Source organism: Streptomyces sp. NPDC002386, assembly GCF_053593175.1.
Window position 1 is genome coordinate 319264 of sequence record NZ_JBSFBX010000003.1, and the last position, 26278, is coordinate 345541.

Consider the following 26278-nt stretch of genomic DNA (forward strand, 5'->3'; position numbering starts at 1 on the left):
CTCGCAGTGAAACAACACTTTCAGGCATGAGGTGGAGGTAAACGGGCATGTACGCACCGGAGCGACAGCAGGAGATCCTCCGGCTCGCCCGCGACGGCGGCCGGGTGGACGTGCTGTCGCTGGCCGAGGAGTTCCAGGTGACGGCGGAGACGATCCGCCGCGATCTGAAGGCTCTCGACCGGGCCGGTCTCGTCCGCCGGGTGCACGGCGGAGCCATCCCCGTCGGCCGCCTCGACTTCGAGCCGGACCTCACCGAGCGCGAGTCCACCGCGGCCGACGAGAAGGACCGCATCGCCAAGGCGGCCCTCGCCGAACTGCCCGCCGGGGGCACGCTGATCCTCGACGCCGGCACGACGGTGGCCCGGCTGGCCGCGGCGATCCCGCTGGAGACCGCCCTCACCGTCGTCACGCACAGCCTGCCCATCGCCGCCCGCCTCGCCGACCACCCCGGCATCCAGCTCCACCTGATCGGCGGACGGGTGCGGCACCGCACGCGGGCCGCCGTGGACGCCTGGGCGCTGCGCGCGTACGGCGAGATCCGCGCGGACGTCCTCTTCGTCGCCGCCAACGGCTTCTCCGCCGAGCACGGCCTGACCACGCCCGACCTCGCCGAGGCCGCGGTCAAGCGCGCGGCCGTCGCCGCCGCGCGCCGCGTGGTCCTCCTCGCCGACTCCGCCAAGCACGGTCAGGAGCACTTCGCCCGCTTCGGCGGCCTGAGCGACGTGGACCTGCTGATCACCGACAACGGACTGAGCCAGGAAGACGCCGCCGTCATCGAGCGCGGCGGCACGGAAGTGGTGCGCGCATGATCCTCACCGTCACCCCCAACCCGTCCCTCGACCGCACCTACGAGGTCCCCTCCCTGGAGCGGGGCGAGGTCATCCGGGCCAGCGGCGAGCGCATGGACCCCGGCGGCAAGGGCGTCAACGTCTCACGCGCCGTGGCGGCCGCCGGGCGGCGCACGGTCGCCGTCCTGCCCCTGGGCGGTGCGCCGGGCGCGCTCGTCGCCGAGCTGCTCGCCGGCCGGGGCATCGAGGTCGCGCCGGTCCCGGTCGCCGGGGCCACCCGTTCCAACATCGCGCTGGCGGAGGCGGACGGGGTGCTGACGAAGATCAACGCGCCGGGCCCGGACCTCTCGCCCGCCGAGCAGGAACTGCTCCTGGACACCGTCCGCGAGCAGTCGCGCGAAGCCGACTGGATCGCGTGCTGCGGCAGCCTGCCCCGGGGGCTCGCGCCTTCCTGGTACGCCGAGGTCGTCACCCGGGCGCACGCCGGGGGCGCGCGCATCGCTCTGGACACCTCGGGGCGTGCGCTGCAGGAGGCGCTGCGCGCCCGGCCCGACGTGGTGAAGCCCAACGCCGAGGAGCTCTCGGAAGCAGTCGCGCGCCCCCTGGCGACCGTGGGCGACGCCCTGAAGGCCGCCGAGGAACTGCGCGGGATGGGCGCGGGCGCCGTGCTCGCGAGCCTGGGCGCCGACGGACAGCTGCTGGTGGACGGCACGGGCGCCTGGTTCGGCAGCGCGCGGGTGCGCACCGTCCGCAGCAACGTGGGCGCCGGTGACTCCTCCCTCGCCGGTTTCCTGATCGCCGGCGGCGGCGGCCCCCGCGCCCTCGCCTCCGCCGTCGCCCATGGCGCCGCCGCCGTACAGCTCCCGGGCAGCGTCATGCCGGCCCCCGCCGACCTGGACCCGGCGGCGGTCACGGTCACGGCCGACATCCCCGTCGACCGCGAACTCACGGAGCCGGTGTCATGACCTCCCTGGCGCTGCGCGGCACCCGCCCCGGCGGCAGGCACCTGGGCGGCAGCCCGCGGCCCGCCCGCCCGGACCTCCCCACTCCGCCCGAGCCCGAACGGCGGGGCGCCCCGGCGCCCTTCGTGAGCGGCCCCCGGCGGCAGGGGCCGCCCGGCCCCGGTTCCACCCGCCCCGAAGCCTTCCCCGAGCGCATCCCCGTCCCCACCTCCGTCCCCACCCCCGCCCACCCCGTCCCCCGGGCGATACGCGTGCATTGGAGCCCGCGATGAGCGACATGATCACCGCGGACCTGGTCGATCTCGACCTGTCCGCCGACACCAAGGAAGCGGCGGCGCGCGCACTCGCCGAGCGCATGGTGGCCCTGGGCCGGGTGACCGACCTGGACGGCTTCCTCGCCGACGTGGCCGCCCGCGAGGCGCAGATGCCCACCGGCCTCGACGGCGGCATCGGCATCCCGCACTGCCGCAGTACCCATGTCACCGAGCCGACCCTCGCCTTCGGCCGCAGCGCCGAGGGCATCGACTTCGGTGCGGCGGACGGACCCGCCGACCTGATCTTCCTGATCGCCGCCCCGGCCGGCGCCGACGACGCCCATCTGACGATCCTGTCGTCACTGGCCCGGCAGCTGATGAACGCCGAGTTCACCGACGCGCTGCGGTCCGCGGGCGCCGCGGGCACGGCGGCGGCGCTCATCCGCGGGGAGGAGGCGCCGGCCGACGGCGCCCCCGAGAACACCGCCGCGGCGTCGGGGGCGGCCTCCGCCGACGCCGCGGCGGGCAGCACGCCGGAGCCGTCGGACGCCGGCGGACCTGCCCCGGCGGCCACCGCGGAACCCGGCTCCGGCCGGGCCGCGGACGCCGGATCCGCCCCGGACGAGCGGCCCTTCCGCATCGTCGCCGTCACCTCCTGCCCGACCGGCATCGCCCACACCTACATGGCGGCGGAGTCGCTGGAGAACGCCGGCCGCGAGGCCGGCGCCGAGGTGAGCGTCGAGACGCAGGGCTCGGCCGGCTTCACCCGGCTGGACCCGGAGGTGATCGCGGCGGCGGACGGCGTGATCTTCGCGCACGACGTCCCCGTACGCGACAAGGCCCGCTTCGCGGGCAAGCCGACCGTCGACGTCGGTGTGAAGGCGGGCATCAACCGGCCCGGCGAACTCATCACCGAGGTACGGGAGAAGGCCGCGCGCGGCGAGGCCACCGCGGCCGCCGCCGCGGGCACACCGGTCGAGCGCTCCGGTGACTCGCGCGAGGGCTACGGCACCAAGCTCCGCAAATGGCTGATGAGCGGTGTCAGCTACATGGTCCCGTTCGTCGCCGCGGGCGGTCTGCTGATCGCCCTCGGCTTCGCGATCGGCGGCTACAAGATCAACAAGGCGCCCTCGGTGATGGACCACTTCGTGTGGACCCAGGCCGACAGCTGGGGCGCCCTTCTGTTCCAGATCGGCGGAGTGGCGTTCGCGTTCCTCGTCCCGGTCCTGGCCGGCTACATCGCCTACGGCATGGCGGACCGCCCCGGTCTCGTCCCCGGCTTCGTGGGCGGCTCCATCGCGCTGACGATCAACGCGGGCTTCCTCGGCGGACTCGCGGCCGGTCTGGTCGCCGGTGGGGTGGTGATGGCGATCCAGCGGGTCCGCATCCCGGCGGCGCTGCGCGGCATCATGCCGGTGGTGGTGATCCCGCTGATCTCCTCGGCGATCGTCGGGTTCCTGATGTTCGTCGTCATCGGCAAACCCATCGCCGCTGCGCAGAAGGGCATGACCGACTGGCTGAACGGCCTCACCGGCACCAACGCCATCCTGCTCGGCGGTCTGCTCGGCCTGATGATGTGCTTCGACCTGGGCGGTCCGGTGAACAAGGTGGCCTACACCTTCGCCACCGCCGGCATCGCGGTCGCCGCCCCGAGCGACTCCGCGATGAAGATCATGGCAGCGGTGATGGCCGCCGGCATGGTCCCGCCGCTGGCGATGGCCCTGGCCACGACCGTGCGCGGCAGGCTCTTCACCCAGACCGAGCGCGAGAACGGCAAGGCCGCCTGGGTGCTGGGCGCCTCCTTCATCTCCGAGGGCGCGATCCCGTTCGCCGCCGCCGACCCGCTGCGGGTCATCCCGTCGGCCATGGTGGGCGGCGCGCTCACCGGCGCCCTGTCGATGACCTTCGGCGCCACCCTGCGCGCCCCGCACGGCGGCATCTTCGTGGTCCCGCTGATCGGCAACCCGTTCCTCTACCTGATCGCCATCGCGGCCGGCGTCCTCGTCACCACGGCCCTGGTCGTCGTCCTCAAGGGCATGCGCCGGCCGGTCCCCGGGACCGCGGCCGACGGGCCCGCCACCGGTGCCGCCACGGGCGCACCGGGGAACAAGCACGCGGTCGCCGCCTGACGGGGAGCCGCACCTCTTGTCCCTTTGGTGCGCTGTGAGTTGTTCATGGCACCTGCGAGATACGTCACGGTCCGGGACCAAAGTCCCGGACCGTGGTGTCTACTGGGGGGCATGCCTGAGCACGTCTCGACACTCCAGCTGACCGGCGCGGCCGCCCTCACCGCCGCGGGCGTCGTCTGGGCCGTCATCGTGATGCGCCTGCTGCGCCGCTTCCGTGTCGAGGCCGCCGCCGGACGTCGCCGGGCCGCCGCTCTCCCCGTGCTTCCGGTCCTCCCGGTTCTCCCCGCCCTTCCCGACCAGCCGCAGGCCGGGCCGTCGAGGGAGTCCGTCGAGCTGACCCCGGAGGAACAGGACGCCTTCGCCGGCCTGGTACGGCAACTCGGCGGCCGCTGAAAAGCCGCGTGCGAGTCCGGACCGCCGGGCCTCGTCCCGTCGGGTGACCGGGCCTCAGACCTGTCGTGCCGCCCGCCGCTCCATGGCGTCCCGGGCCGCGTCCTGGGACGTGTAGACCTCGCACATGTGCCGCCCGTCGGGGGTCGCCGTGTGCTCGACCTCCCACAGGGAGACCTCGCCGCCGTCCGGCAGCAGGAACGCGTGCTCGTACAGGGCGAAGCTCAGCCCCGCCCGTCCGGCCCGCCCGGGCCGTCCGAACGCCTGGGTGATCTGGTGCGCGGACGCCGTCGCCAGCAGGGCCGCCACCTCCGCTCCCGGCCGGTCGGGGTTCTCCGCGCGGCGCAGCAGCCGGCGGGCGTGGTCCGCCGTGTCGTCCGGGGCGTACACGTGCCGGGGCTCGGGTATCGCGGAGAGCTGGGTCACCACGGGCAGTTCGAAGTCCGGCGCGTCCGGAGGCAGCGCGAGCCGGCCGGTGGCGGTGTGCAGCTCCTCCTCGTCGACGTACACCTCGTGCTGCGCCTCACCGCCCGGCGCGGTGTTGTGCACCAGCTCCCACAGGGTCACCGCCGAGCCGTCGGCGAGCAGCCAGGTGTGCCGGTAGGTCTCCCGGTGCAGGCCCGCGCTGTGGTGGGCGGAGTGCAGGGAGCTGTCGTGCGCCAGGGCGCACTCGAGCAGCCGGAGCGCCTCGTCGGGCAGCTCGAAGGAGTTCAGGGCACGGCCGAGGAGTCGCGCGAGGTGCTCCTCCGGAGACTCGGGCGACTCGGCTGGTTCGTACGCTGCCGTCTCGTACGGAACGCTCAAGGTTTCTCCCGGCGTTGCTGCATGTCACCTGGTGGGTGCATACCGTAGCCCCTCGGTCGGACATCGTGTCCCCCGATCCGAGAAAACGTATGCGGGGAAAACGCGGGGGCCGCGCGAAAAGTTCCCGCGCGGCCCCACATCACGTCAAAAGCCGCCGGTCACGCGGCACTTCCCGCGGTCCAGTCGCTCCACGACAGGTTCCAGCCGTTGAGGCCGTTGTCCGGCGCCACCGTCTTGTCGGGGGAGTTCTTCACGACCACGACGTCCCCGACGAGCGAGTTGTCGTAGAACCACTTGGCCGTGGTGTCGCCCTGCGCGCCCTGCACGTCCGCGAGGCCCACGCAGCCGTGGCTGGTGCCCTCCCGGCCGAACGGCGGGTTGCCCTTGTTGTACCAGTAGTTGCCGTGGATGAACGTGCCCGACGAGGTCAGCCGCATCGCGTGCGGCACGTCGGAGATGTCGTACTCCCCGCCGAAGCCGACCGTCGAGCCGTTCATCCGGGTCTGCACGAACTTCTCGGAGATCACCATCTGCCCGTTGTAGGTGGTGTGCTGCGGGCTGCCCGCGGAGATCGGCAGGGTCTTGACCGTCCGGCCGTCCCGCACCACGGTCATGGTCTGGGTGTTGACGTCCACCGTCGAGACCTGCGAGCGCCCGACGGTGAAGGTCACCGTCTTCTTCTGCACGCCGTAGACGCCGCTGGCGCCCTGCACCCCGTCCAGGTCGATCTTCATCGTGACCCTGGAGCCGGCCTTCCAGTACTCCTGGGGCCGGAAGTCCAGCCGGCGGTCCCCGAACCAGTGCCCGACGACCTGCTGGCCGCTGCTGGAGGAGACCGCGATGTGCGACTGCACGGCCTTCCGGTCGGTGATCGACTTGTCGAAGGTGAAGGACACCGGCATGCCCGCGCCCACCGTGGTCCCGTCGTCCGGCGTGTAGGTGCCGATGAAGCTGTTCGACGAGGAGACGGTGGTGAAGATGGAGTTGGCCGCCGCGGTGCGCCCCTCGCCGTCCTTCGCGGTCGCCGCTATCCGGTACTTCGTGCCGCGCTCGAGCTGCTGCTTCGGCTTCCAGCTGTGGCCGTCCGCCGAGATCGTCCCCGGCACCGCCTGGCCGGACCCCGCCACGGTCATCTTGACGTCGGTCAGCCTGCCGTCGCCGACCTTGACCCCGGTGGCGTTGATGGACGCGCCCGTCGAGCCGTCCTTGGCCGAGATCACGATGTCGGCGCTGGAGTTCCTGGCCGATCCCTTGCCGTTCTTGCCGTCCTCGCCGGTGGCGCTGGCGTCGCCGCCGCAGGCCGTCAGGGTGAGGGCGCCGACCACCAGGGCGGCACAGGCCCCCAGTACGCGCCGCGTTGCGATGTCCGGCGTTCTCACGGGCTGCTCCCAGTTCGTGTGTGCTTGATCCGCTCCAGTGCGTGGGAAAAGAGGCCCCCGGCGCCGGTGAGGTTCCCGCCGGTGCCCGTTGACGTCGTCTGGTGACAGAACCGCGACAATCCGCATCCGGGAGTCACGCTCCCGGCCCCGCCGCCGGTACGTCGGGCCGCGCCACCGGTAGGTCCCGCCGCGCCGCCGGTACGTCCGGCCGCGCCGCTACGCGTCCGGCGCCGGCCGTCCGCCGTACAACTCCGCGTACGACGGCCACACTCCACCCGGCCCCGAGAACGGCTCGGCGGCGCGCACGGCCCGGACGATCGCGCGCGTCACCAGGTCCGCACCGGCGGCGAGGACGTCGTTCAGCTCCAGCGGATGCCCGCCGCCGAGCGGGCGGGCGCCCGTCGCCAGCGCGAACACCGTGTCGCCGTCGTGCAGCAGGTGCACCGGCCGCACGGCGCGCGCGATGCCGTCGTGCGCCGTGCCCGCCAGCTTCTGCGCCTGCGCCTTGCCCAGGTCGGCGTCGGTCGCCACCACCGCGAGCGTCGTGTTGAGCGGCGGGGGAGCGTTCCGCGCCGCCACCTCGGCGAGCCGCCGGCGGGCGGCCTCGTGCACCCGCGCCTCCGGGTACTCCACCCGCCCCTGGAACAACTCCCCGTAGAGAGCGCCGGTTCCGGGGTCCGCGACGGACCCGACGGAGTTCACGACCACCAGCGCGGCCACGGTCACCCCGGACTCCAGGACCGTGCTCGCGGTGCCCACCCCGCCCCTGAGCCCGCCCGCCACGGCACCCGTACCGGCACCGACGGACCCCTCCGGCACCCGTGCGCCCGGGGCGCCCGCCGCCGCGGCCTCCACTGCCGCGCGTCCCGTCGCCGCGTCCGGGCGGGCGCGGAAGTTCCCGCCCCGGCCCAGGTCGAAGACGCACGCGGCGGGCACCACCGGCACCACGTGCGCCGGATCGGCCCCCACGCGAACCCCGCGCCCACGCTCCTCCAGCCAGGCCATCACCCCGGACGCCGCGTCGAGCCCGTACGCGCTGCCGCCGGTCAGCACGACGGCGTCCACCCGCTGCACCACGTTGCGCGGATCGAGGGCGTCGGTCTCCTTGGTACCGGGGCCGCCGCCGCGCACGTCCACGGCGGCCACGGCACCTCCCTCGGGTGCGAGCACGACCGTGGTGCCGGTGAGCCAGCCGTCCCCGTTGCGGGTGGCGTGTCCCACCCGCAGCCCGGCGACATCCGTCAGAGCGTCGACTGTCATGCGGGCCAGTGTGGCCCACCCCGGCCCGGCCGGGAGGGCGTCGGCGGAGTCCGGGTGAGGGGAGGTCAGGCGGCCGGGACGTCAGCGCCCGAGCGCCGCGCGCGCGAGGCCCGGCGCGCGGTCAGGGTCACCCCGGTCGCCACCGAGGCCGCCGACACCAGCCCCGCCGCGAGCACCGCCCACTCGCCCAGGAAGGTGCAGCAGATCACCAGCAGCGCCGTGACCGGAAGCACCAGTTGCCGGCGGATGCCGGACTTGAAGTGCCGCGAGTGCAGCGCCCACACGGTCAGCAGGTACAGCGCCGTCGGCAGGGTCACGGCCGCCGACGCCGACAGCGTGGAGATCTGCGTCCTGCCGACCGTCTGCTCCACCGACACCTCCAGCCCGGCGCCGATCGCGGCGGCCGAGGCGAAGATCAGGTAGTGGCCGTACCCCCAGAGGAACGCCTGGGTGTTGGACCGCAGATGGCTGTGGACGGGCACCACGAAGTAGATCCACCAGGCGGAGAAGACGATCAGCAGACCGCCCGCCGCGATCGGCAGCAGCTCACTCAGCGCGTCGTGCTCCTCCACCGCCGACTTCACGGCCACCGTGGCCGCGGCGACCGTCTCGCCGAGCACGATGATGGTGAACAGGCCGTACCGCTCGGCGATGTGGTGCGCGTGCCAGGACGTCTCGTGGGCCTTCTCCGCGTAGACCGGCACGCACAGCTCCGCGACCGCCATCACCAGGAACACCCAGGGCCGGGCCGGTTGGGGCAGCAGCACCAGGCCGAGCCAGCCGACCTGGCACAGGAGCACACCGCCGGCGTATCTGAGCGCGGTGGTCCGCTCCGCCCCCTCGGCCGATCCGGCCGCTCTGAGCCACTGCGCGGCCATCGCCAGCCGCATGATCACGTAGCCGAGCCAGACCACCAGGTAGTCGTGGCGCTCGAACGCCGGGGCCACGCCCGCGGCCAGCACCAGCACACCCGCGATCTGCACCAGGGTGACGACCCGGTAGAGCGCGTCGTCGTTGTCGTACGCCGAGGCGAACCACGAGAAGTTCATCCAGGCCCACCAGATGGCGAAGAAGACCATCGCGTAGTTCAGGATCCCCTCGGCCACGTGCCCGGCGGCCCCCGTGTGCACGAGCTGGGCACCCGCCTGGGCGATGGCCACGACGAAACACAGATCGAAGAAGAGCTCCAGCGGAGAGGAGACCCGGTGGGCCTCGTCGCGCCCGCGCGCGGTGAGCCGCCGCAGGAGCCCCGGGGACTGCTGTGCGCCCGGCGAGGCGGGCGACGGAGCGGAACTCGACGTCATGTCTTCCAGGACAGCAGAAAACAGGGACGAAATCTTGTGAAGGGATTCACGAGCCCGGGAGGGCGGTGGGCCGGGGCCGTACCCTTGAGACATGAGCACCGCCCCCGAGCCCGAGCAGCGTGACCCGAAGGCCGCGCTGGACTTCGACGACCCGCTGAACCGGCAGAGTTCGGACGACACCGACCACGGGTGGGGCGAGCGCCCGGACGGTGACAGCGCCGGCGACCTGAGGCGCTTCCTCGACGAGAAGCCGCCCCACCACATCTGAACCGCGGGGCGCGGCGGCGCCACCGCCCGGGTCTTCGGACGGAGCCCCGCGGGCGCGGGAGCGGCCCCGCCCGGTGCGGTCAGCGCTTGTCGTGGTCGGCCGTGCGCTGCGCGACCAGCGTGTCGCGGATCTCCTTGAGGACCGCCAGCTCGGTCACCTCGATGACCTCGTGCGTACCCTCGCGCGCCTTCTTCCGGGCCTCCTGCCGCGCCAGGTACTTCGCCATCGGCAGGACCATCAGGAAGTAGACCACCCCGGCCGTGATCACGAAGCTGAGCGTGGCCCCGGCGACCGAGCCCCACATGATCGGCACACCGCTCTTCACCGACCCGTCCGCGTTCACCACGCACGGCGGATCCTTCAGGCAGAGGCTGTAGTGATCCAGGTTCTTCGTGCCGATCGCTCCGACCAGCGGGTTGATGAGCCCCTTCACCACCGAGTTCACGATGTTCGTGAAGGCGGCGCCGATGACCACCGCCACCGCCAGGTCGACGACGTTCCCGCGCATCAGGAAGGCCTTGAAGCCCTGCCAGACGGTGGGTTCCTTCTTCTTGATCACCTCGGGGGCACTCCTCACGTGCACAGGACGCGGAACGAAACGCTCCGCAACCTACGGCAGGGTGGGGTCCCCGTGTCCAATTCCGCAGCTTGTCCCGATGTCGGGAGAACCGACTGAAGGTGTAATGGGCCGCGCGGCTCAGCACAGGGTCACCGCCAGCCGCGCGGTGGCGCTCGCGCCCACGAGCCCCGCCGCGGCGGACCGCGGCACCGACAGCACGACCAGGGCCCCGCTCTCGGCCGCCCCCGGCAGGGGCTCGGGGACCCTCGTCACCCGCGCGCCGCGCACCAGCACCCGGGCGGCGCCCCCGGCCGACGCGTCCTCGGCGGCGATCACGTCGACCCGGTCGCCCGGCCGCAGCAGCCGCACGGTGGCGGCGTCGGCGATCCGCACCGGCGCCGTCACCAGGTCCGCCGCCCGAGGGGCCCGCACGGGACGGGTGACCGGATGCCCGCGGGCCCGGTCGGCCCGGTGCGGCTCGCCCGAGGTCCGGGGGCCCGCCGCCACCAGCGCGGCAGCGGTGACGACGAGTCCGGCCGCCAGGGCCTGCCCGCGTCGCCGTACCAGCCGCTCCAGCCCGTACCGCCCGCCGCGCACCCGTACCGGGGCGAAGGGCGGCACCTCACAGGTCGCCGGGGCGTCGGTGCCCAGCGGACGGGGCAGCCGGACGGCCGGCGGGGCGGGGGAGGGCGGGGAAGAGGGCGCGGAAGAAGGGGGGTACGCGCAGGACGCGGGGTGCGAGGAGGTCAGGGCCATGGGAAATCACCGCCGGCGACGAGGGAGATCGGCTTGCGGTGCCACGATGACGCCTCGGGCCGAACGCCGTCGGCGCCGGTGGACGGCCGGCGGACTGTGGACAACTCGCCCACCCGATGGGGTGGTCGCCGTTGGACGCGGCAGTCCGCCGGCGACCACCGGCCGGCTCACGGCAGGTCGAACCCCGGATTCATCCCGCCCAGCGCGTTCACGCACAGACAGTCCCGCGCCCCGGTCTCCGGCAGTGCCGCCACCGCGTCGAACAGCACGTCCCGCAGCCGGTCCACGTTGGCCGCGAACACCTCGAGCACCTCCTCGTGCGAGACGCCCTCGCCGCTCTCGGCGCCCGCGTCCAGATCGGTGACCAGGGTCAGCGACGTGTAGCAGAGCTCCAGTTCACGGGCGAGCGCCGCCTCCGGATGGCCGGTCATGCCCACCACCGACCAGCCCTGCGCCCGGTGCCACAGCGACTCGGCGCGGGTCGAGAAGCGCGGCCCCTCGACCACGACCAGCGTGCCGCCGTCCACCGGCTCCCAGTCCCGGCCGCGTGCCGCCTTGAGCGCGGCGGCCCGCCCGGCGGGGCAGTACGGGTCGGCCATGGACACGTGCACCACGTTGGGCACCGTGCCGTCGGGCAGCGGCAGCCCGTCGAAGAAGGTCTGCGTCCTGGACTTCGTACGGTCGACGAACTGGTCCGGCACGAGCAGGGTGCCCGGTCCGTACTCGGGGCGCAGCCCGCCCACCGCGCAGGGGCCGAGCACCTGGCGGACGCCGACCGAGCGCAGTGCCCAGAGGTTGGCCCGGTAGTTGATGCGGTGCGGCGGCAGATGGTGGCCGCGGCCGTGCCGGGGCAGGAAGGCGACCCGCCGGCCGGCCAGCTCACCGAGGAAGAGGGAGTCGCTGGGCTGCCCGTAGGGGGTGTCGACCTGGACCTCGGTCACGTCCTCGAGGAACGAGTAGAAGCCCGAGCCGCCGATTACGCCGATCTCTGCGTTCGCCATGACGAGCAGATTAGCTGCCCGGGACGGGGCCGTGGGGCCGGTGCCGGGGTACGCCGAAGGCCCCGCCGTCGCGTGACGGCAGGGCCCGGGAGCGGGTGCTCAGGCCGCGGAGGTGCTGGTGGAGCCGGACGACGAGGTCGTCGAGGACGACGAGGACGCCGTCGAGGGCGACTTCGCGTCGGACGAGGAGCCGGCCGAGGACGGCTTCGCCGCCGGGCTGCTGCTCGACGAGGAGCCGCGGGAATCGTTGCGGTAGAAGCCGGAGCCCTTGAAGACGATGCCGACGGCGGAGAACACCTTCTTCAGGCGGCCACCGCAGCCGGGGCACTCGGTCAGGGCGTCGTCGGTGAACTTCTGCACCGCCTCGAGGCCCTCGCCGCACTCGGTGCACTGGTACTGGTAGGTCGGCACTGTCTTCCTCCTGGCACTCTCACTCGATGAGTGCTAACGACGGTCCATAGTGACGTATTCCCGGGGATCAGTCCACCGTCACGGGGACGCGGTGACCGACGCCACGTGCGACCGTGCGGCTCTGCGAGCGGGCGGCCAGCCGTGAACGCAGGGCCACCAGAGTGACCAGCGCGAGCACCGTACCGGCCATCGGCACCAGGAATCCGGCACCGTCCCACAGCCGGTCCTCCAGCTGGCCGGCGACCGTGACCGCCGCCGCCTGGCCGAGCGCGACGGCGCCGGTCAGCCAGGTGAACGCCTCGGTCCGGGCCTCGGCCGGGACCAGTCCCTCGACCAGGGTGTAGCCGGTGATCAGGGACGGTGCGATGCACATGCCGACCAGCAGGCCGAGCCCGGCCAGCAGCGGCACCGAGTGCGCCGTCCACAGCGCCGACGCGGTCAGCGCGAGCCCGGCGTAGCCGAGGACCAGTCGGCGCTGCGGCGCGGCCTTCCAGGCGACGGCGCCGCAGACGATGCCGGAGAGCATGTTGCCCGCGGCGAAGACGCCGTACAGGACGCCGTTCAGGCCGGGCTCGCCGATCGACTCGGTGAACGCGGCCAGCGACACCTGCATGCCGCCGAAGACCGCCCCGATGCCCAGGAACGTCACGACCAGCACGCGCACGCCGGGGACGCGCAGGGCGGAGTCGTGCCGCACGCGCGCGTGCCCGCTCTCGGTGCTCACCGGCGGCTGGGTGCTCCTGCTCGCGGCGAACAGCAGGCCGCCGACGAGGGTCAGCGCGGCCTCGGTCACCAGACCCGCGGACGGGGTGACGGCCGTGCACAGCGCGGTCGCCAGCAGCGGACCGAAGACGAAGGTCAGCTCGTCGGTGACGGACTCGAAGGCCGCCGCCGTGGTCATCAGGGGCGAGCCCTGGAGCTTCACGCCCCAGCGCGCCCGCACCATCGGGCCGACCTGCGGCACCGAGGCGCCGGTCGGCACGGCCGCCACGAACAGCGCCCACAGCGGGGCGTGTGCCAGCGCGAGCGCCGTCAGGGTCAGCCCCGACAGCGTGTGCACCAGGACACCGGGGACGAGGACGGCACGCTGCCCGTAGCGGTCGGCGAGGCGGCCGCTGTAGGGGGCGAACAGCGCCATGGAGACGCCGGTGGCGGCCGCGGCGGCGCCGGCGGCACCGTACGAGCCGGTGGTGTGCTGCACCAGCAGCACGATGGAGATGGTGAGCATCGCGAACGGCTGGCGTGCCGCGAAGCCGGGGAGCAGGAACGTCCAGGCGCCGCGGGTGCGCAGCAGTTGGCCGTATCCGGGGCGGGGCGGCGCCGGCGAGGTCTTCTCCGGGTCGGAGGTGGTGACCGTGGATCCCACGGCCCGTGCCTTTCTGCCGCCTGGTAGCGCGCGTCCCGTACGGGTCCGGGCGCCGAGAGCTGTCCTCTTGCGCGGAACTGCGGTAGATACCGGTGCCCGATGTGTGGGGGCGACCCGGCCGCCATACGGTCGCGCCAGCTCTGCGTCAGGCAGAGTTGGTTCGATCAGGGTGCGCCTTCATCGTACAGGGATCACCGCATCGCGGACCTGTGAAAACGAGCACCACGGGGACTGTCACCTGGGATTCCGGGCGGTGTGAAGGGTGCGAAACCTCCACTTAACGGGAGCCGCCCGTCCCGGCACCGCCCGCGCCCAGCCAGTCCGCCAGCTTGCCGCCCTGCGCGACCGCGCGCAGCCGCCGTTCCGCCGCGTCCCGTACCGGGTCGGTGGCGACCACGAGGAGTTCGTCCCCGTGCCGCAGCACCGTCGTGGGCAGCGGGACGAACGATTTCTCCTCGCGGACGACGAGCGTGACGGCGGCGCCCGGCGGCATCCGCAGCTCACTGACCTCGACGCCGTGCATCCGGGAGCCCTCGGTGATCACGAGGGACAGCAGATGGCCGCGCAGCCGCTCCAGGGGCGCCGACTCGATGCCGAGGTCCGAGGCCTCGCCCTGCTCGCCCAGCCGCAGCTTGCGCGCCAGCCAGGGCAGGGTCGGTCCCTGGACGAGGGTGTAGACGACGACCAGCACGAAGACGATGTTGAAGATGCGACGGCTGCCGCCGACCCCCGTCACCATCGGAATGGTCGCCAGGATGATGGGCACGGCGCCGCGCAGCCCCGCCCACGACATCAGCGCCTGCTCCGACCACGGCACCCGGAACGGGGTCAGGCTGGCCACCACGCTCAGCGGCCGGGCCACCATGGTCAGCACCAGTCCGATGACCAGCGCCGGCCAGACGTCGTCGCCCAGCTCGTGCGGGGTGACGAGCAGACCGAGCAGGACGAACATGCCGATCTGGGCGATCCAGCCGAGCCCCTCGGCGAAGCCGCGGGTGGCGGGCCAGTGCGGCAGCCGCGCGTTGCCCAGCATCATCGAGGCCAGGTAGACGGCGAGGAAGCCGCTGCCGTGGGCCAGCGCACCGGCCGCGTACGCGGTGACGGCGATCGCCATGACGGCGATCGGGTAGAGGCCGGAGGCGGGCAGCGCGACGTGCCGCAGGCCCCAGGAGCCGAACCAGCCCACCGCGAGGCCCAGGGCGGCGCCGATGGCCAGTTCCAGCGCGATCTCGCCGACCAGGACGTACCAGTGCTCGACCGGACCGGTCGCGGCGAAGGCGACGACCAGGATGACCACCGGGGCGTCGTTGAAACCGGACTCCGCCTCCAGCGTGCCCGTCACGCGCGCGGGCAGCGGGATGCGCCGCAGCACCGAGAAGACCGCCGCCGCGTCCGTCGACGACACCACCGCGCCGATGATCAGCGCCGTCCGCCAGTCCAGCCCCACCAGGTAGTGCGCGCCCGCCGCCGTGACCCCGACGCTGATCCCGACGCCCACCAGGGCCAGCACGGAGGCCGAGGCCAGAACCGGCCGGATCTCCTTCCACTTCGTGCCCAGACCGCCCTCGGCGAGGATCACGACCAGGGCCGCGTACCCGATGACCTGGGTCAGCGCGGCGCTGTTGAAGCCCACGTGGCCGAGGCCGTCCTGGCCCATGACGACGCCGATGCCGAGGTAGACGAGCAGGCTGGGGAGCCCGCTGCGCGAGGAGATCCGGACGGCCGCGACGGCGACGAGGAGGACGACGGAGCAGACGAGCAGGAGCTGGTTGAGGTGGTGGACGTTCAGCGGCGGTTCCTCCCCTTGCATCTCCGGTTACTTCGTTACCTTACCTAACTCTTGACGCTTTCTTGACGCTTGCCGAGGCAAGATCGAACGCCCGTGCGTGCCGGTTCCCGACTCCGCGTCAAGCGCGACAGGGCCCTGCGCCTATGGTTGCTCCAGCACTCCAGGACCGCCTGCCGCTCGCGTTAGGACAGCAAGGACAGCGATGCCCCCCAACACCACCGCCACAACGGGTGACACCGCCACGACGGGTGTCGCGCCCAGCCCGACCGGGAGGAAGAAGGGGCGCAAAGCCCGGCTCCTCGTGCTGGTGCTCGTCCTGGCCATCATCGGCGGCATCGCCTACGGGTCGTACTGGTCGATCAGTACGGTCCGGGCCTCCTTCCCGCAGACCAAGGGCTCGATCACGCTCGACGGCCTCTCCGGCCCCGTCGACGTCAAACGCGACGGCAACGGCATCCCGCAGGTCTACGCCTCCTCCGACGAGGACCTGTTCATGGCGCAGGGCTACGTCCAGGCGCAGGACCGGTTCTACGAGATGGACGTGCGCCGCCACCTGACCTCCGGACGCCTGTCGGAGATGTTCGGCAAGAGCCAGGTGAAGAACGACGAGTTCCTGCGCACGCTCGGCTGGGACCGGGTCGCCCGGCAGGAGTACGACACCAAGCTGTCGGCTTCCACCAAGAAGTACCTCCAGGCCTACGCCAAGGGTGTCAACGCCTACCTCAAGGGCAAGGACGGCGCGGAGATCTCCCTCGAGTACGCCGCCCTGGGCTTCAGCAACGACTACAGGCCCGTCGAGTGGACCCCCGTCGACTCCGTCTCCTGGCTGAAGGCCATGGCCTGGGACCTGCGCGGCAACATGCAGGACGAGATCGACCGCGCGCTGATGACCAGCCGCCTGGACCCGCAGCAGATGGCGGACCTCTACCCGGAGTACCCCTACGGCCGCAACAAGCCGATCGTGCAGGAGGGGCAGTACGGCGAGCTGTCCAGGACCTTCCAGCAGGGCGGCGCCGCGAACGGATCCCAGGGCACGACGGGCACGACCGGTTCGCAGGGCACGACGGGCGGCACGGGCACCGGCACCGGAACGACGGGCACCCAGAGCACGGCCGGCTCGGCCCTCACCAGTCAGCTCGCCGGCCTCTACAAGGTCCTCGACGACGTCCCCGCCGCCGTCGGCGTGAACGGCCAGGGCATCGGCTCCAACTCCTGGGTGGTCTCCGGCAAGCACACGATCACCAGGAAGCCGCTGCTCGCCAACGACCCGCACCTGTCGGCGTCGCTGCCGTCCGTCTGGTACCAGATGGGTCTGCACTGCCGCAGCGTCTCCGCCCAGTGCCAGTACGACGTCACCGGCTACACGTTCGCCGGCATGCCCGGTGTGATCATCGGCCACAACGCGGACATCGCCTGGGGCATGACCAACTCCGGTGTCGACGTCAGCGACCTGTACCTGGAGAAGGTCTCCGGCGACGGCTACCTGTACGACGGCAAGGTGCGGCCCTTCAAGACCCGCGAGGAGACCATCAAGGTCGCCGGCGGGGAGGCCAAGAAGATCGTCGTGCGCCAGACCGCCGACGGCATGCCCCTGCTGTCCGACCGCGACGACGAACTCGTCCAGGTCGGCCGGCGGGCCGGCGTCAACACCGCGGCCCCCGACCGCGGCGACGGCTACGGCATCGCCCTGCGGTGGACCGCACTGGACCCGGGCACCTCGATGGACGCCGTGTTCGCCCTCGACAAGGCGGCCGGCTGGAGCGACTTCCGGTCCGCGGCCGCCCTGTTCGACGTGCCCTCGCAGAACCTGATCTACGCCGACACCAAGAACCACATCGGCTACACGCTGCCCGGGAAGATCCCCACCCGCACCTCGGCCGCGGACGGCTCCGTCCCGGTGCCCGGCTGGGACGCCAAGTACCGCTGGACCGGCTTCATCAAGGACGACGAGCTGCCCTACGAGTACGACCCCGAGCGCGGCTACATCGTCACCGCCAACCAGGCCGTGGTCGACAAGGACAAGTACCCCTACACGCTGACCACCGACTGGGGCTACGGCACCCGCAGCCAGCGCATCACCGACCTGATCGAGTCCAAGATCAAGGACGGCGGGAAGATCTCCACCGACGACATGCGGCAGATGCAGATGGACAACAGCAGCGAGATCGCCAAGCTGCTGGTGCCCAAGCTGCTGAAGATCAACCTGGACGACAAGTCCGTCCGCGACGCCCAGAAGCTGCTGGAGGGCTGGGACTACACCCAGGACGCCGACTCGGCCGCCGCCGCCTACTTCAACGCCGTCTGGCGCAACGTCCTCAAGCTCGCCTTCGGCAACAAGCTCCCCAAGGAGCTGCGCGTCAAGGGCCAGTGCCTGTGGGTCGACAAGGCGGACAGCACCGGGCCGGTCGACGACGACGGCAAGGTCCGCGAGTGCGGTGAGCGCGACGCCGACCAGGCGCAGCCGGACGGCGGCGACCGCTGGTTCGAGGTCGTGCGCACGCTGATGGACAAGCCGGACAGCGACTGGTGGAAGACGCCCGAGCGGGGCACCCGCCCGGCGGCCACCGACCGCGACTCCCTGTTCGCCCGCGCCATGATCGACGCCCGCTGGGAGCTGACCTCCAAGCTCGGCAAGGACATCGACACCTGGAGCTGGGGCCGGCTGCACCGCCTGTTCCTGAAGAACCAGACGCTCGGCACCGGGGGCCCCAAGGCACTGCAGTACATCCTCAACCGCGGCCCCTGGAAGCTCAGCGGCGGCGAGGCCACCGTCAACGCCTCCGGCTGGAACGCCGCCGGCGGTTACAACGTCGTGTGGGTGCCGTCCATGCGGATGGTGGTCAACCTCGCCGACCTGGACAAGTCCAGGTGGATCAACCTGACCGGCGCCTCCGGGCACGCCTTCAGCGCCCACTACACGGACCAGACGGGCAAGTGGGCCAAGGGCGAACTGCTGCCCTGGGCCTACTCGGACGGGGCGGTCGGCAAGAGCACGAGCGACACCCTCGTCCTCAGGCCGTGACCCCCTGACGCACGAACGCCGGACGGCCCTCCACACGCGCGCGGAGGGCCGTCCGGCGTTCGCGCCCCGCTCAGGCCCCGGTGAAGCGGCGCACGCCCGAAGGGGTCACCACCGCGTGCACCGGCCGGTCGTGGGCCTGCGCCGGGACCCGCTCGACGACCTCCGTGTCGTACAGCAGCACCACGAGCGCGGGCCCCGCACCCGCCCGCTCCAGGCGCGCGAGCACCCGGTCGTACGACCCACCGCCGCGGCCCAGGCGCATCCCGCGCGCGTCGACCGCGAGCCCGGGCAGCAGGACGACGTCCGCGCCGGTCACGGCGGCCGGGCCGAGACGCTCGCCGGAGGGCTCGAACAGGGCCATTTTTCCGCCATGTTGGATCCGCGCGAGGCGGTCCGCGCCGGTGTACTCCCCCCAGTCCAGATCGTTGTCCGGCAGGAGGACGGGGAGCAGGACGCGCACGCCTCGCGCGCGCAAGGCGTCCAGCAGGGCCGCCGTGCCCGGCTCCGGGCCGACGGAGACGTAGGCCGCCACCGTGCCCGCAGCCGCCAGTTCGGGCAGCTCCAGAGCGCGCCCGGCCAGGGCCTCGCCCGCATCCCGGACGACATCCTCCGGCAACCTGTTCCTCACCGCGAGGAACTCCCGCCGCAACGTTCGCTTGTCAGGCTCGGCCGTGCGTCCGTCGTGTTCCACTGGTCGTCCCGCACCCCTTTCCCAATGTGCTCATATGAGTGCCAAGTGACCGGAGCCTCAGATTCCTTGCAAAGGCACCGGATAAGGTTGCGGACATGACTCAGTCGCACCCCAGGATCAGCAAGGCTGTCATCCCCGCAGCAGGCCTCGGCACCCGGTTCCTGCCGGCCACCAAGGCCACTCCCAAGGAGATGCTGCCGGTAGTGGACAAGCCGGCGATCCAGTACGTGGTCGAGGAGGCCGTGTCGGCGGGGCTCGACGACGTTCTCATGATCACCGGACGCAACAAGCGTCCGCTCGAGGACCACTTCGACCGCAACTACGAGCTCGAATCGGCGCTCGAGAAGAAGGGCGACGCCGAGCGGCTCGCCAAGGTGCAGGAGTCCAGCGACCTGGCCACCATGCACTACGTGCGCCAGGGCGACCCCAGGGGCCTCGGCCACGCCGTGCTGTGCGCGGCCCCGCACGTCGGCCACGAGCCCTTCGCGGTGCTCCTCGGCGACGACCTGATCGACCCCCGCGACCCGCTGCTCCAGCGCATGATCGAGATCCAGGAGCAGCACGGCGGCAGCGTCATCGCCCTCATGGAGGTCGCGCCCGAGCAGATCCACCTCTACGGCTGCGCGGCCGTGGAGAGCACCCCCGACAGCGACGTGGTCAAGGTGACCGGGCTGGTCGAGAAGCCGGACCCGGCCGACGCCCCCTCCCACTACGCGGTCATCGGCCGCTACGTGCTCGACCCGCACGTCTTCGACATACTCCGCAAGACCGAGCCCGGCCGCGGCGGCGAGATCCAGCTCACCGACGCCCTCCAGCAGCTCACCGAGGACGAGAAGGTCGGCGGCCCGGTGCACGGCGTCGTCTTCCAGGGCCGCCGTTACGACACCGGCGACCGTGGCGACTACCTGCGTGCCATTGTCAGACTGGCGTGCGAACGTGAGGATCTGGGCCCGGACTTCCGGACCTGGCTCCGCAGTTACGTAGCCGAGGAGATGCAGCAACGTTGAGCAGCGCCGCGACCCGCCCCGCCGGCCCGGACGACCTGTGGTCGGTGGACGACCACCTGGACGACATCCTCGCCGGCGTCCGCCCCCTCGAACCCATCGAGCTGCAACTGCTCGAAGCCCAGGGCTGCGTCCTGGTGGAGGACGTCACGGTTCCGGTCTCCCTGCCGCCGTTCGACAACAGCTCCATGGACGGGTACGCGGTACGGGTCGCGGACATCGCGGGCGCCAGTGAGGAGTTCCCGGCCGTCCTCGAGGTCGTCGGCGACGTCGCGGCGGGCGCGGGCGAGCCGGTGCGGGTCGGGCCCGGCCAGGCCGCCCGCATCATGACCGGCGCACCGCTGCCGCCCGGCGTCGAGGCCGTCGTACCCGTCGAATGGACCGACGGCGGGCTCGGCGAGGGGCCCGTCACCGGGATGCGGTCGCGCAGCCTGGCACCGGAGGGCGCCGAGGGGCAGGTGCGCGTGCACCGCCCCGCCGAGGCGCGCGCGCACGTGCGGGCCAAGGGCAGCGACGTGAAGGCCGGCGACCTGGCCCTGGAGGCCGGGACGGTCCTCGGCCCGCCGCAGCTCGCGCTGCTCGCCGCCGTCGGCCGCGGCACGGTGCGGGTGCGCCCTCGCCCGCGCGTGGTCGTGATGTCCACGGGCAGCGAACTCGTCCAGCCCGGCGAGGCACTGGCGAACGGCCAGATCTACGACTCCAACAGCTTCGCCCTCACCGCGGCCGCCCGGGACGCGGGCGCCATCGCCTACCGGGTCGGCGCCGTCGCCGACGACGCCGACATCCTCCGGACCACCATCGAGGACCAGCTCGTCCGCGCCGACCTGATGGTCACCACGGGCGGGGTGAGCGTCGGCGCGTACGACGTCGTCAAGGAGGCGCTGTCGTACGCCGGGGACGAGGACGAGCCGGGCAGCGGGGTGGAGTTCCGCAAGCTCGCCATGCAGCCCGGGAAACCCCAGGGCTTCGGCTCCATCGGCCCCGACCACACCCCCCTGCTGGCCCTGCCCGGCAACCCGGTCTCGTCGTACGTCTCCTTCGAGCTGTTCGTCCGCCCCGCCATCCGCACCCTGATGGGCCTGGAGGACGTCCACCGGCCCCGCGTGAGGGCCACCCTGACCGCGGACGGGCCGCTGCGCTCCCCCAAGGGACGACGGCAGTTCCTGCGCGGCAGCCACGCCGACGGCACGGTGCGCCCGGTGGGCGGCGCCGGATCCCACCTGGTCGCGGCCCTGGCGCACGCCGACGCGCTGATCGTCGTCCCCGAGGACGTGGAGTCCGTCGAGCCGGGCACCGAGGTGGAGGTCGTGCTGCTCGGCTGAGCCGCCCCCGGGGGGCCTGGCCCGGTGCCCGGCCCGGCTTGGCGGTACCGTGTCGCGCACAGCAGGCCCGCGCACCGCACCGCCACGGGCCCGGACCGGGAGCGCCACACAGCATGACTGAGCCATCCCGGGGGGACACCCCCGGAGCCGCCGCACAGGACCGACTGACGCACATCGACTCGGCGGGCGCGGCCCGCATGGTCGACGTGTCCGGCAAGGACGTGACCGCCCGCACCGCTCGCGCGAGCGGCCGGGTCCTGGTGTCACCCCGGGTGGTCGAGCTGCTGCGCGGAGAGGGCGTCCCCAAGGGCGACGCCCTGGCCACCGCGCGCATCGCGGGCATCATGGGCGCCAAGCGCACCCCGGACCTCATCCCGCTGTGCCACCCGTTGTCGGTGTCCGGTGTGAAACTGGACCTGTCGGTCGCGGACGACGCCGTGCGGATCGAGGCCACCGTCAGGACGACGGACCGCACGGGCGTCGAGATGGAGGCCCTCACCGCGGTGACGGTCGCCGCGCTCACCGTGATCGACATGGTCAAGGCGGTCGACAAGGGAGCGGTCATCACGGACGTACGGGTCGAGGAGAAGACGGGCGGCAAGTCGGGCGACTGGAGCCGGGCATGAGCGCCGGGCCGTACCGCGCGCTGGTCGTCACCGCCTCCAACCGGGCCGCCGCCGGGGTCTACGAGGACAAGGGCGGCCCCCTGGTCGCCGAGGGCCTCGCGGGCCTCGGGTTCGCCGTCGACGGCCCGCGGGTCGTGCCCGACGGGGACCCGGTGGCGGAGGCGCTGCGGGAGGCCGTGGCGGCCGGTTACGACGTGGTGGTCACCACCGGCGGCACCGGCATCTCGCCCACCGACCGCACGCCCGAGGCGACCCGGCAGGTGATCGACCGGGAGGTGCCGGGCATCGCCGAGGCGATCCGGGCGTTCGGACGGGAGAAGGTGCCCACCGCCGCGCTCTCCCGCGGACTGGCCGGGGTGGCGCGGGGGACGCTGATCGTCAACCTGCCGGGCTCCAGCGGCGGGGTGCGGGACGGCCTCGCCGTCCTGGAACCGCTGCTGGTCCACGCCGTCGACCAGATCCGCGGCGGCGACCACCCCAGACCCGGGGCCGGCCCTGGGGGTGCGAGCTGAACAGCCCGTCCTGGCCCGTCGTGCTGGCGGACGGCGATGTCGTCCTCCGGCCGATAAAGCTGCGCGACCAGCGGGTCTGGCGCGAGGTCAACCGGCGCAACCGCGACTGGCTGCGCCCCTGGGAGGCGACCATCCCGCCGCCCACGCCCAGCGGTCCGATCACCCACCGGCCGACCTACCGGCAGATGGTCAGGCACCTCAGGTCCGAGGCCAACGCGGGCCGGATGCTGCCGTTCGTCATCGAGTACCAGGGGCAGCTCGTCGGGCAGTTGACGGTCGCCGGGATCACCTGGGGGTCGATGTGCTCGGGTCACGTCGGCTACTGGGTGGACGAGGGGGTGGCCGGGCGCGGGGTGATGCCCACGGCGGTCGCGCTCGCGGTCGACCACTGTTTCCGTAGCGTCGGTCTGCACCGCGTGGAGGTCTGCATTCGCCCCGAGAACCGGCCCAGCCGCCGGGTCGTGGAGAAACTCGGATTCCGCGAGGAGGGGCTGCGGCCGCGTTATCTGCACATCGACGGGGCCTGGCGCGACCATCTCGTCTACGCGCTCACGGCGGAGGAGGTGCCCGACGGTCTGCTCGCGCGCTGGCAGCGGGCACGATCCGAGCGGGCGCGGCGGGAGAACACTCCCCGGAATCCCGCCTGACCCCGAAATGGAATATGTGTTCGAAATTGATCGCACGGCGACCGTCTCGGCACATTCAATTCGCGACTTCCTGTGGTCCGCTGATCGCATCGGTCGCAAAAAAAGCTCGAAATATCAGCCGGATCGTGCGACACACCGGCCCAATTGGCGGATGGCCTCACGCAAACCCCTCTACCGTGTGAGACGTGAGCAGCAGCGGCCTCATCTACGCAGTCATCGTCGGGGCCTGGGCCGCCTACTTGGTGCCGATGTGGCTCCGTAGGCAGGACGAGCTGAACGAGGCCCGTCCGACGGAACGCTTCAGCACCGCCATCCGGCTGCTGTCCGGACGGGCGGGCATGGAGCGCCGGTACGCCAAGGACCTGCGGGCGCGCTCCGCCGAGGAGGGGGAGCCGGACACCGGTGAACCGGACGCCGTCACCGACTCGGTGGACGTCCGGTCCTTCGCCATGCCTCCGACCCGCCGTCAGGTACGTGCCGACGTCGAACCGGAGCAGGCGGCCCCGGCCGGACCGGCGCCCGAGAAGCCCGGCATCCCGGCGCCCAAGTCGTCCTCCGTCACGTCCAGATCCACACCCGCGCCGAAGTCCGCGTCCACGACCGGCTCCGTGTCCGTGCCCGCGCAGGCCCGGGTGCCCGCCCCGCGGAACACCGCCTCGGCCCAGGCGGCCGCAGCGCGTGCCCGGCGCTCGAAGGTGCTCGCGCGCCGCCGGCGCACCACCGTGATGCTCTTCATCGCCTTCACCGCGGGCGCCATCGTCGCCGCCGTCGGCGGCCTCGCCTTCCTCTGGGCACCCGGCGTACCCGCGCTCATGCTCAGCGGCTACATCGGGTACCTGCGCGCGCAGGAGCGCCGCCGGTTCGCCTACCACATGGACCGCCGCCGCGCCGAGGACGCCGCCCGCAGCCTGCGCGAGCGCCAGCCCCGGCGGCGCGCGTCCGTCGACGCGGAGCCGGCGGCCGGCGAACCCGACGAGGAGCCCGCGACCGGGACCGACACCGGTATGTCCGCCCTCGCCGCCGACCGCCGCGCCCTCGTCGAGCAGACCGACCACGCCGAATGGGTCGACCAGCAGCGCGAGCGGCAGCGCCGGCCCGGCCACGGGGACAGCTGGGACCCGGTACCCGTGCCGCTGCCCACGTACGTGACCGCACCCGTCGCGCCCCGGGCCACCTCCGACGTCGACCTCGGCGCGCCCGACACCTGGAGCTCGGCGCGCTCGGGCCCCCTCGTCCCGGAGCAGGACGGCCACGCACCCGACGCCGAGGCGGACCGGCAGGCCGCCGAGCGCGAGCCGGCCGAGGGTCGCGGTGACTCGGTTCCGCCCGCCCGGTCCCGCTCGCGCGGCACGGCCTCCGCACGCCGGACGCGCGAACGCGGACGCACCCCGCTCTTCGACCAGTACGAGGACGGCGACCGCCCGCGCGCGGCCAACGAGTGACAGCCGGCACGCCCCTGGAAGCCCGCCCCTGACCAGTCAGGGAACGGATTTCCAAGCACCCCGACGGGGATGCTAGAGTTTCACTCGTTGCAAGGGCCTGTGGCGCAGTCCGGTAGCGCACCTCGTTCGCATCGAGGGGGCCAGGGGTTCAAATCCCCTCAGGTCCACGCAGCATGAAGCCCCAGTCGGCGAAAGTCGACTGGGGCTTCATCGTTTTCACAGCCGCTTCGCGTAGCAGAGGCTCTCCTCGTAGTGGCGGTAGTAGCCGAACTTGGCGCAGGGCTCGTAACCGCTCGACGTGTACAGGGCGACGGCCTCCGGCTGCTTGGTGCCCGTCTCCAGGACCATGCGGACGCGGCCGGCCGTGCGCGCGTCCTCCTCCAGGGCCGCGAGGATGCGGCGGGCGAGGCCCAGGCCGCGCATCCCCTCGACGACGAACATGCGCTTGAGCTCGGCGTCGCCGTTCTCGTTGCCCTCGCCGTTGCTGTCCTGGCTGCGCCAGCCGCCCGTGGCGACCGGCCGGTCGTGCTCGTCGTACCCGATCAGGTAAGCGCCCCGGGGCGGGTCGAAGTCGGTGGCGTCGAGCACCGTGGCGTCGCCGCCGTCGCCGTAGCGCAGGTGGTACTCCTCCTGGACGACGTCGTTGAGCTTGACGGCGTCGGGGTGGTCGAAACGAACACGACGTATATTCATGCTGGGCATCGTACTTCTATGCATAGGGAAAAACTGACCTCGACCAGTGTGCCGGTATCGTGCCCGGGTGCTGACTGTGACCTCGGTGAATGTGAACGGACTGCGGGCCGCCGCCAAGAAGGGCTTCGTGGAGTGGCTCGCCCGGACCTCCGCGGACGTCGTCTGCCTGCAGGAGGTGCGCGCCGAGCCGCACCAGCTGCCCGAGGAGGTCCGGCAGCCCGACGGCTGGCACGTCGTGCACGCCCCGGCCGCCGCCAAGGGCCGCGCGGGCGTCTCGCTGTACACGCGCCGCGAACCCGACCGCGTCCGTATCGGCTTCGGCTCGGAGGAGTTCGACGGCAGCGGGCGCTACGTGGAGGCCGACCTGCCCGGCGTCACCGTCGCCTCCCTCTACCTCCCTTCCGGCGAGGTCGGCACCGAGCGCCAGGACGAGAAGGTCCGGTTCATGGACGAGTTCCTGGTCCACCTCAAGGGGCTGCGCGAGCGGGCCGCCGCCGACGGGCGGCACGTGGTGGTCTGCGGTGACTGGAACATCGCCCACCAGCGGGCCGACCTGAAGAACTGGCGCGGCAACACCAGGAACTCGGGCTTCCTCCCCGAGGAGCGGGACTGGCTCACCCGGGTCCTCACCGCCGAGGACGGCGGCTACGTGGACGTCGTACGCGCCCTGCACCCGGACGTGGAGGGCCCGTACACCTGGTGGTCGTACCGGGGGCGGGCCTTCGACAACGACACCGGATGGCGGATCGACTACCACCTGGCCACGCGGGGGCTCGCGGACCGGGCGGTCAAGGGGTTCGTCGAGCGCGCGGCGACCCACGCCGAGCGGTGGAGCGACCACGCGCCGGTGACCGTCGTGTACGACCTCCAGGGCTCCTGAGGGCCCTGACGGCCCCTGC

26 protein-coding genes and 1 tRNA gene are annotated in these 26278 nt (G+C 72.6%); 15 read left to right on the forward strand and 12 right to left on the reverse strand.

Annotated features, from left to right (window positions below; all coding sequences use genetic code 11):
* Nucleotides 1–47 precede the first annotated feature (47 nt).
* The 5 genes from ACWCPN_RS08585 (at nucleotide 48) to ACWCPN_RS08605 (ending at nucleotide 4526) form a co-directional block, all read left to right on the forward strand.
* Nucleotides 48–809: a DeoR/GlpR family DNA-binding transcription regulator gene (locus tag ACWCPN_RS08585; protein WP_451203537.1), complete on the forward strand. Its 762-nt coding sequence runs from the start codon at nucleotides 48–50 to the stop codon at nucleotides 807–809.
* Nucleotides 806–1753, forward strand: coding sequence for a 1-phosphofructokinase (gene pfkB, locus ACWCPN_RS08590; RefSeq protein ID WP_451203539.1), 948 nt, complete (start codon nucleotides 806–808; stop codon nucleotides 1751–1753). Before ACWCPN_RS08585 ends, pfkB begins: the two co-directional genes overlap by 4 nt.
* On the forward strand, nucleotides 1750–2022 hold the full coding sequence (locus ACWCPN_RS08595) for a hypothetical protein (protein WP_451203540.1): 273 nt from the start codon (nucleotides 1750–1752) through the stop codon (nucleotides 2020–2022). The genes pfkB and ACWCPN_RS08595 overlap by 4 nt, the downstream gene beginning before the upstream one ends.
* Nucleotides 2019–4133 carry a PTS fructose transporter subunit IIABC gene (locus tag ACWCPN_RS08600; protein ID WP_451203542.1) on the forward strand — a complete coding sequence of 705 codons (2115 nt, stop codon included), beginning with the start codon at nucleotides 2019–2021 and terminating at the stop codon, nucleotides 4131–4133. The genes ACWCPN_RS08595 and ACWCPN_RS08600 overlap by 4 nt, the downstream gene beginning before the upstream one ends.
* 111 nt (nucleotides 4134–4244) lie before the next feature.
* The gene (locus tag ACWCPN_RS08605; RefSeq protein ID WP_199210893.1) at nucleotides 4245–4526 is read left to right on the forward strand and encodes a hypothetical protein; all 282 of its coding nucleotides are present in this window, start codon (nucleotides 4245–4247) and stop codon (nucleotides 4524–4526) included.
* 54 nt (nucleotides 4527–4580) lie between these two features.
* On the opposite strand, the gene ACWCPN_RS08610 is transcribed toward ACWCPN_RS08605, so the two are convergent.
* From ACWCPN_RS08610 to ACWCPN_RS08625, 4 genes are all read right to left on the reverse strand, one after another.
* Nucleotides 4581–5327, reverse strand: a complete 747-nt coding sequence (locus tag ACWCPN_RS08610) for a DUF6227 family protein (RefSeq protein ID WP_199210892.1) — start codon at nucleotides 5325–5327, stop codon at nucleotides 4581–4583.
* A gap of 158 nt (nucleotides 5328–5485) precedes the next feature.
* Nucleotides 5486–6706 (reverse strand): L,D-transpeptidase, encoded by a 1221-nt coding sequence (locus tag ACWCPN_RS08615; RefSeq protein WP_451203544.1) that lies wholly within the window; start codon nucleotides 6704–6706, stop codon nucleotides 5486–5488.
* 216 nt (nucleotides 6707–6922) lie between these two features.
* A complete protein-coding gene (locus ACWCPN_RS08620; protein ID WP_451203546.1) occupies nucleotides 6923–7966 on the reverse strand; it encodes a P1 family peptidase in 1044 nt (347 codons plus the stop codon).
* A gap of 65 nt (nucleotides 7967–8031) precedes the next feature.
* Nucleotides 8032–9270, reverse strand: a complete 1239-nt coding sequence (locus ACWCPN_RS08625) for a low temperature requirement protein A (RefSeq protein WP_451203548.1) — start codon at nucleotides 9268–9270, stop codon at nucleotides 8032–8034.
* Nucleotides 9271–9361: 91 nt separating this feature from the next.
* Between ACWCPN_RS08625 and ACWCPN_RS08630 the strand changes: the two genes are divergently transcribed.
* Complete coding sequence (locus ACWCPN_RS08630) at nucleotides 9362–9538, forward strand: hypothetical protein (RefSeq protein ID WP_451203550.1); 177 nt, start codon at nucleotides 9362–9364, stop codon at nucleotides 9536–9538.
* 79 nt (nucleotides 9539–9617) lie between these two features.
* Here the strand turns inward: ACWCPN_RS08630 and ACWCPN_RS08635 are convergent, their stop codons facing one another.
* The 6 genes from ACWCPN_RS08635 to ACWCPN_RS08660 form a co-directional block, all read right to left on the reverse strand.
* Complete coding sequence (locus tag ACWCPN_RS08635; protein ID WP_451203819.1) at nucleotides 9618–10046, reverse strand: MscL family protein; 429 nt, start codon at nucleotides 10044–10046, stop codon at nucleotides 9618–9620.
* Between the two features lie 189 nt (nucleotides 10047–10235).
* Nucleotides 10236–10853, reverse strand: coding sequence for a hypothetical protein (locus tag ACWCPN_RS08640; RefSeq protein ID WP_451203552.1), 618 nt, complete (start codon nucleotides 10851–10853; stop codon nucleotides 10236–10238).
* Nucleotides 10854–11020: 167 nt separating this feature from the next.
* On the reverse strand, nucleotides 11021–11854 hold the full coding sequence (locus ACWCPN_RS08645; protein ID WP_451203554.1) for an S-methyl-5'-thioadenosine phosphorylase: 834 nt from the start codon (nucleotides 11852–11854) through the stop codon (nucleotides 11021–11023).
* Between the two features lie 99 nt (nucleotides 11855–11953).
* Nucleotides 11954–12265 (reverse strand): FmdB family zinc ribbon protein, encoded by a 312-nt coding sequence (locus ACWCPN_RS08650; RefSeq protein WP_451203556.1) that lies wholly within the window; start codon nucleotides 12263–12265, stop codon nucleotides 11954–11956.
* A 67-nt stretch (nucleotides 12266–12332) separates the two neighbouring features.
* Nucleotides 12333–13631: an MFS transporter gene (locus ACWCPN_RS08655; protein WP_451203558.1), complete on the reverse strand. Its 1299-nt coding sequence runs from the start codon at nucleotides 13629–13631 to the stop codon at nucleotides 12333–12335.
* A gap of 277 nt (nucleotides 13632–13908) precedes the next feature.
* On the reverse strand, nucleotides 13909–15441 hold the full coding sequence (locus tag ACWCPN_RS08660; RefSeq protein WP_451203560.1) for a potassium/proton antiporter: 1533 nt from the start codon (nucleotides 15439–15441) through the stop codon (nucleotides 13909–13911).
* A 181-nt stretch (nucleotides 15442–15622) separates the two neighbouring features.
* Here ACWCPN_RS08660 and ACWCPN_RS08665 point away from each other — a divergent pair, with 181 nt between their 5' ends.
* Nucleotides 15623–18442, forward strand: coding sequence for a penicillin acylase family protein (locus tag ACWCPN_RS08665; RefSeq protein ID WP_451203562.1), 2820 nt, complete (start codon nucleotides 15623–15625; stop codon nucleotides 18440–18442).
* Between the two features lie 70 nt (nucleotides 18443–18512).
* Here ACWCPN_RS08665 and ACWCPN_RS08670 read toward each other — a convergent pair whose 3' ends face one another.
* A complete protein-coding gene (locus ACWCPN_RS08670) occupies nucleotides 18513–19133 on the reverse strand; it encodes a 5-formyltetrahydrofolate cyclo-ligase (RefSeq protein WP_365126150.1) in 621 nt (206 codons plus the stop codon).
* 95 nt (nucleotides 19134–19228) lie between these two features.
* Here ACWCPN_RS08670 and galU point away from each other — a divergent pair, with 95 nt between their 5' ends.
* The 7 genes from galU (at nucleotide 19229) to ACWCPN_RS08705 (ending at nucleotide 24853) form a co-directional block, all read left to right on the forward strand.
* Nucleotides 19229–20140, forward strand: coding sequence for a UTP--glucose-1-phosphate uridylyltransferase GalU (galU, locus tag ACWCPN_RS08675; RefSeq protein WP_365126149.1), 912 nt, complete (start codon nucleotides 19229–19231; stop codon nucleotides 20138–20140).
* Complete coding sequence (glp, locus tag ACWCPN_RS08680; RefSeq protein ID WP_451203565.1) at nucleotides 20137–21459, forward strand: molybdotransferase-like divisome protein Glp; 1323 nt, start codon at nucleotides 20137–20139, stop codon at nucleotides 21457–21459. The genes galU and glp overlap by 4 nt, the downstream gene beginning before the upstream one ends.
* 113 nt (nucleotides 21460–21572) lie before the next feature.
* Entirely contained in the window at nucleotides 21573–22085 is a 513-nt protein-coding gene (gene moaC / locus ACWCPN_RS08685) for a cyclic pyranopterin monophosphate synthase MoaC (RefSeq protein WP_451203567.1), read from the forward strand.
* Entirely contained in the window at nucleotides 22082–22597 is a 516-nt protein-coding gene (locus ACWCPN_RS08690) for a MogA/MoaB family molybdenum cofactor biosynthesis protein (protein WP_451203569.1), read from the forward strand. The genes moaC and ACWCPN_RS08690 overlap by 4 nt, the downstream gene beginning before the upstream one ends.
* 20 nt (nucleotides 22598–22617) lie before the next feature.
* On the forward strand, nucleotides 22618–23244 hold the full coding sequence (locus ACWCPN_RS08695; RefSeq protein WP_392295491.1) for a GNAT family N-acetyltransferase: 627 nt from the start codon (nucleotides 22618–22620) through the stop codon (nucleotides 23242–23244).
* 185 nt (nucleotides 23245–23429) lie between these two features.
* Nucleotides 23430–24686: a divisome protein SepX/GlpR gene (sepX, locus tag ACWCPN_RS08700; RefSeq protein ID WP_451203570.1), complete on the forward strand. Its 1257-nt coding sequence runs from the start codon at nucleotides 23430–23432 to the stop codon at nucleotides 24684–24686.
* Between the two features lie 93 nt (nucleotides 24687–24779).
* A tRNA-Ala gene (locus tag ACWCPN_RS08705) sits at nucleotides 24780–24853 on the forward strand.
* 49 nt (nucleotides 24854–24902) lie between these two features.
* On the opposite strand, the gene ACWCPN_RS08710 is transcribed toward ACWCPN_RS08705, so the two are convergent.
* The gene (locus ACWCPN_RS08710) at nucleotides 24903–25379 is read right to left on the reverse strand and encodes a GNAT family N-acetyltransferase (protein WP_451203572.1); all 477 of its coding nucleotides are present in this window, start codon (nucleotides 25377–25379) and stop codon (nucleotides 24903–24905) included.
* A 67-nt stretch (nucleotides 25380–25446) separates the two neighbouring features.
* On the opposite strand from ACWCPN_RS08710, the gene ACWCPN_RS08715 reads away from it, so the two are divergent.
* The gene (locus tag ACWCPN_RS08715; RefSeq protein ID WP_451203574.1) at nucleotides 25447–26259 is read left to right on the forward strand and encodes an exodeoxyribonuclease III; all 813 of its coding nucleotides are present in this window, start codon (nucleotides 25447–25449) and stop codon (nucleotides 26257–26259) included.
* Nucleotides 26260–26278 lie beyond the last annotated feature (19 nt).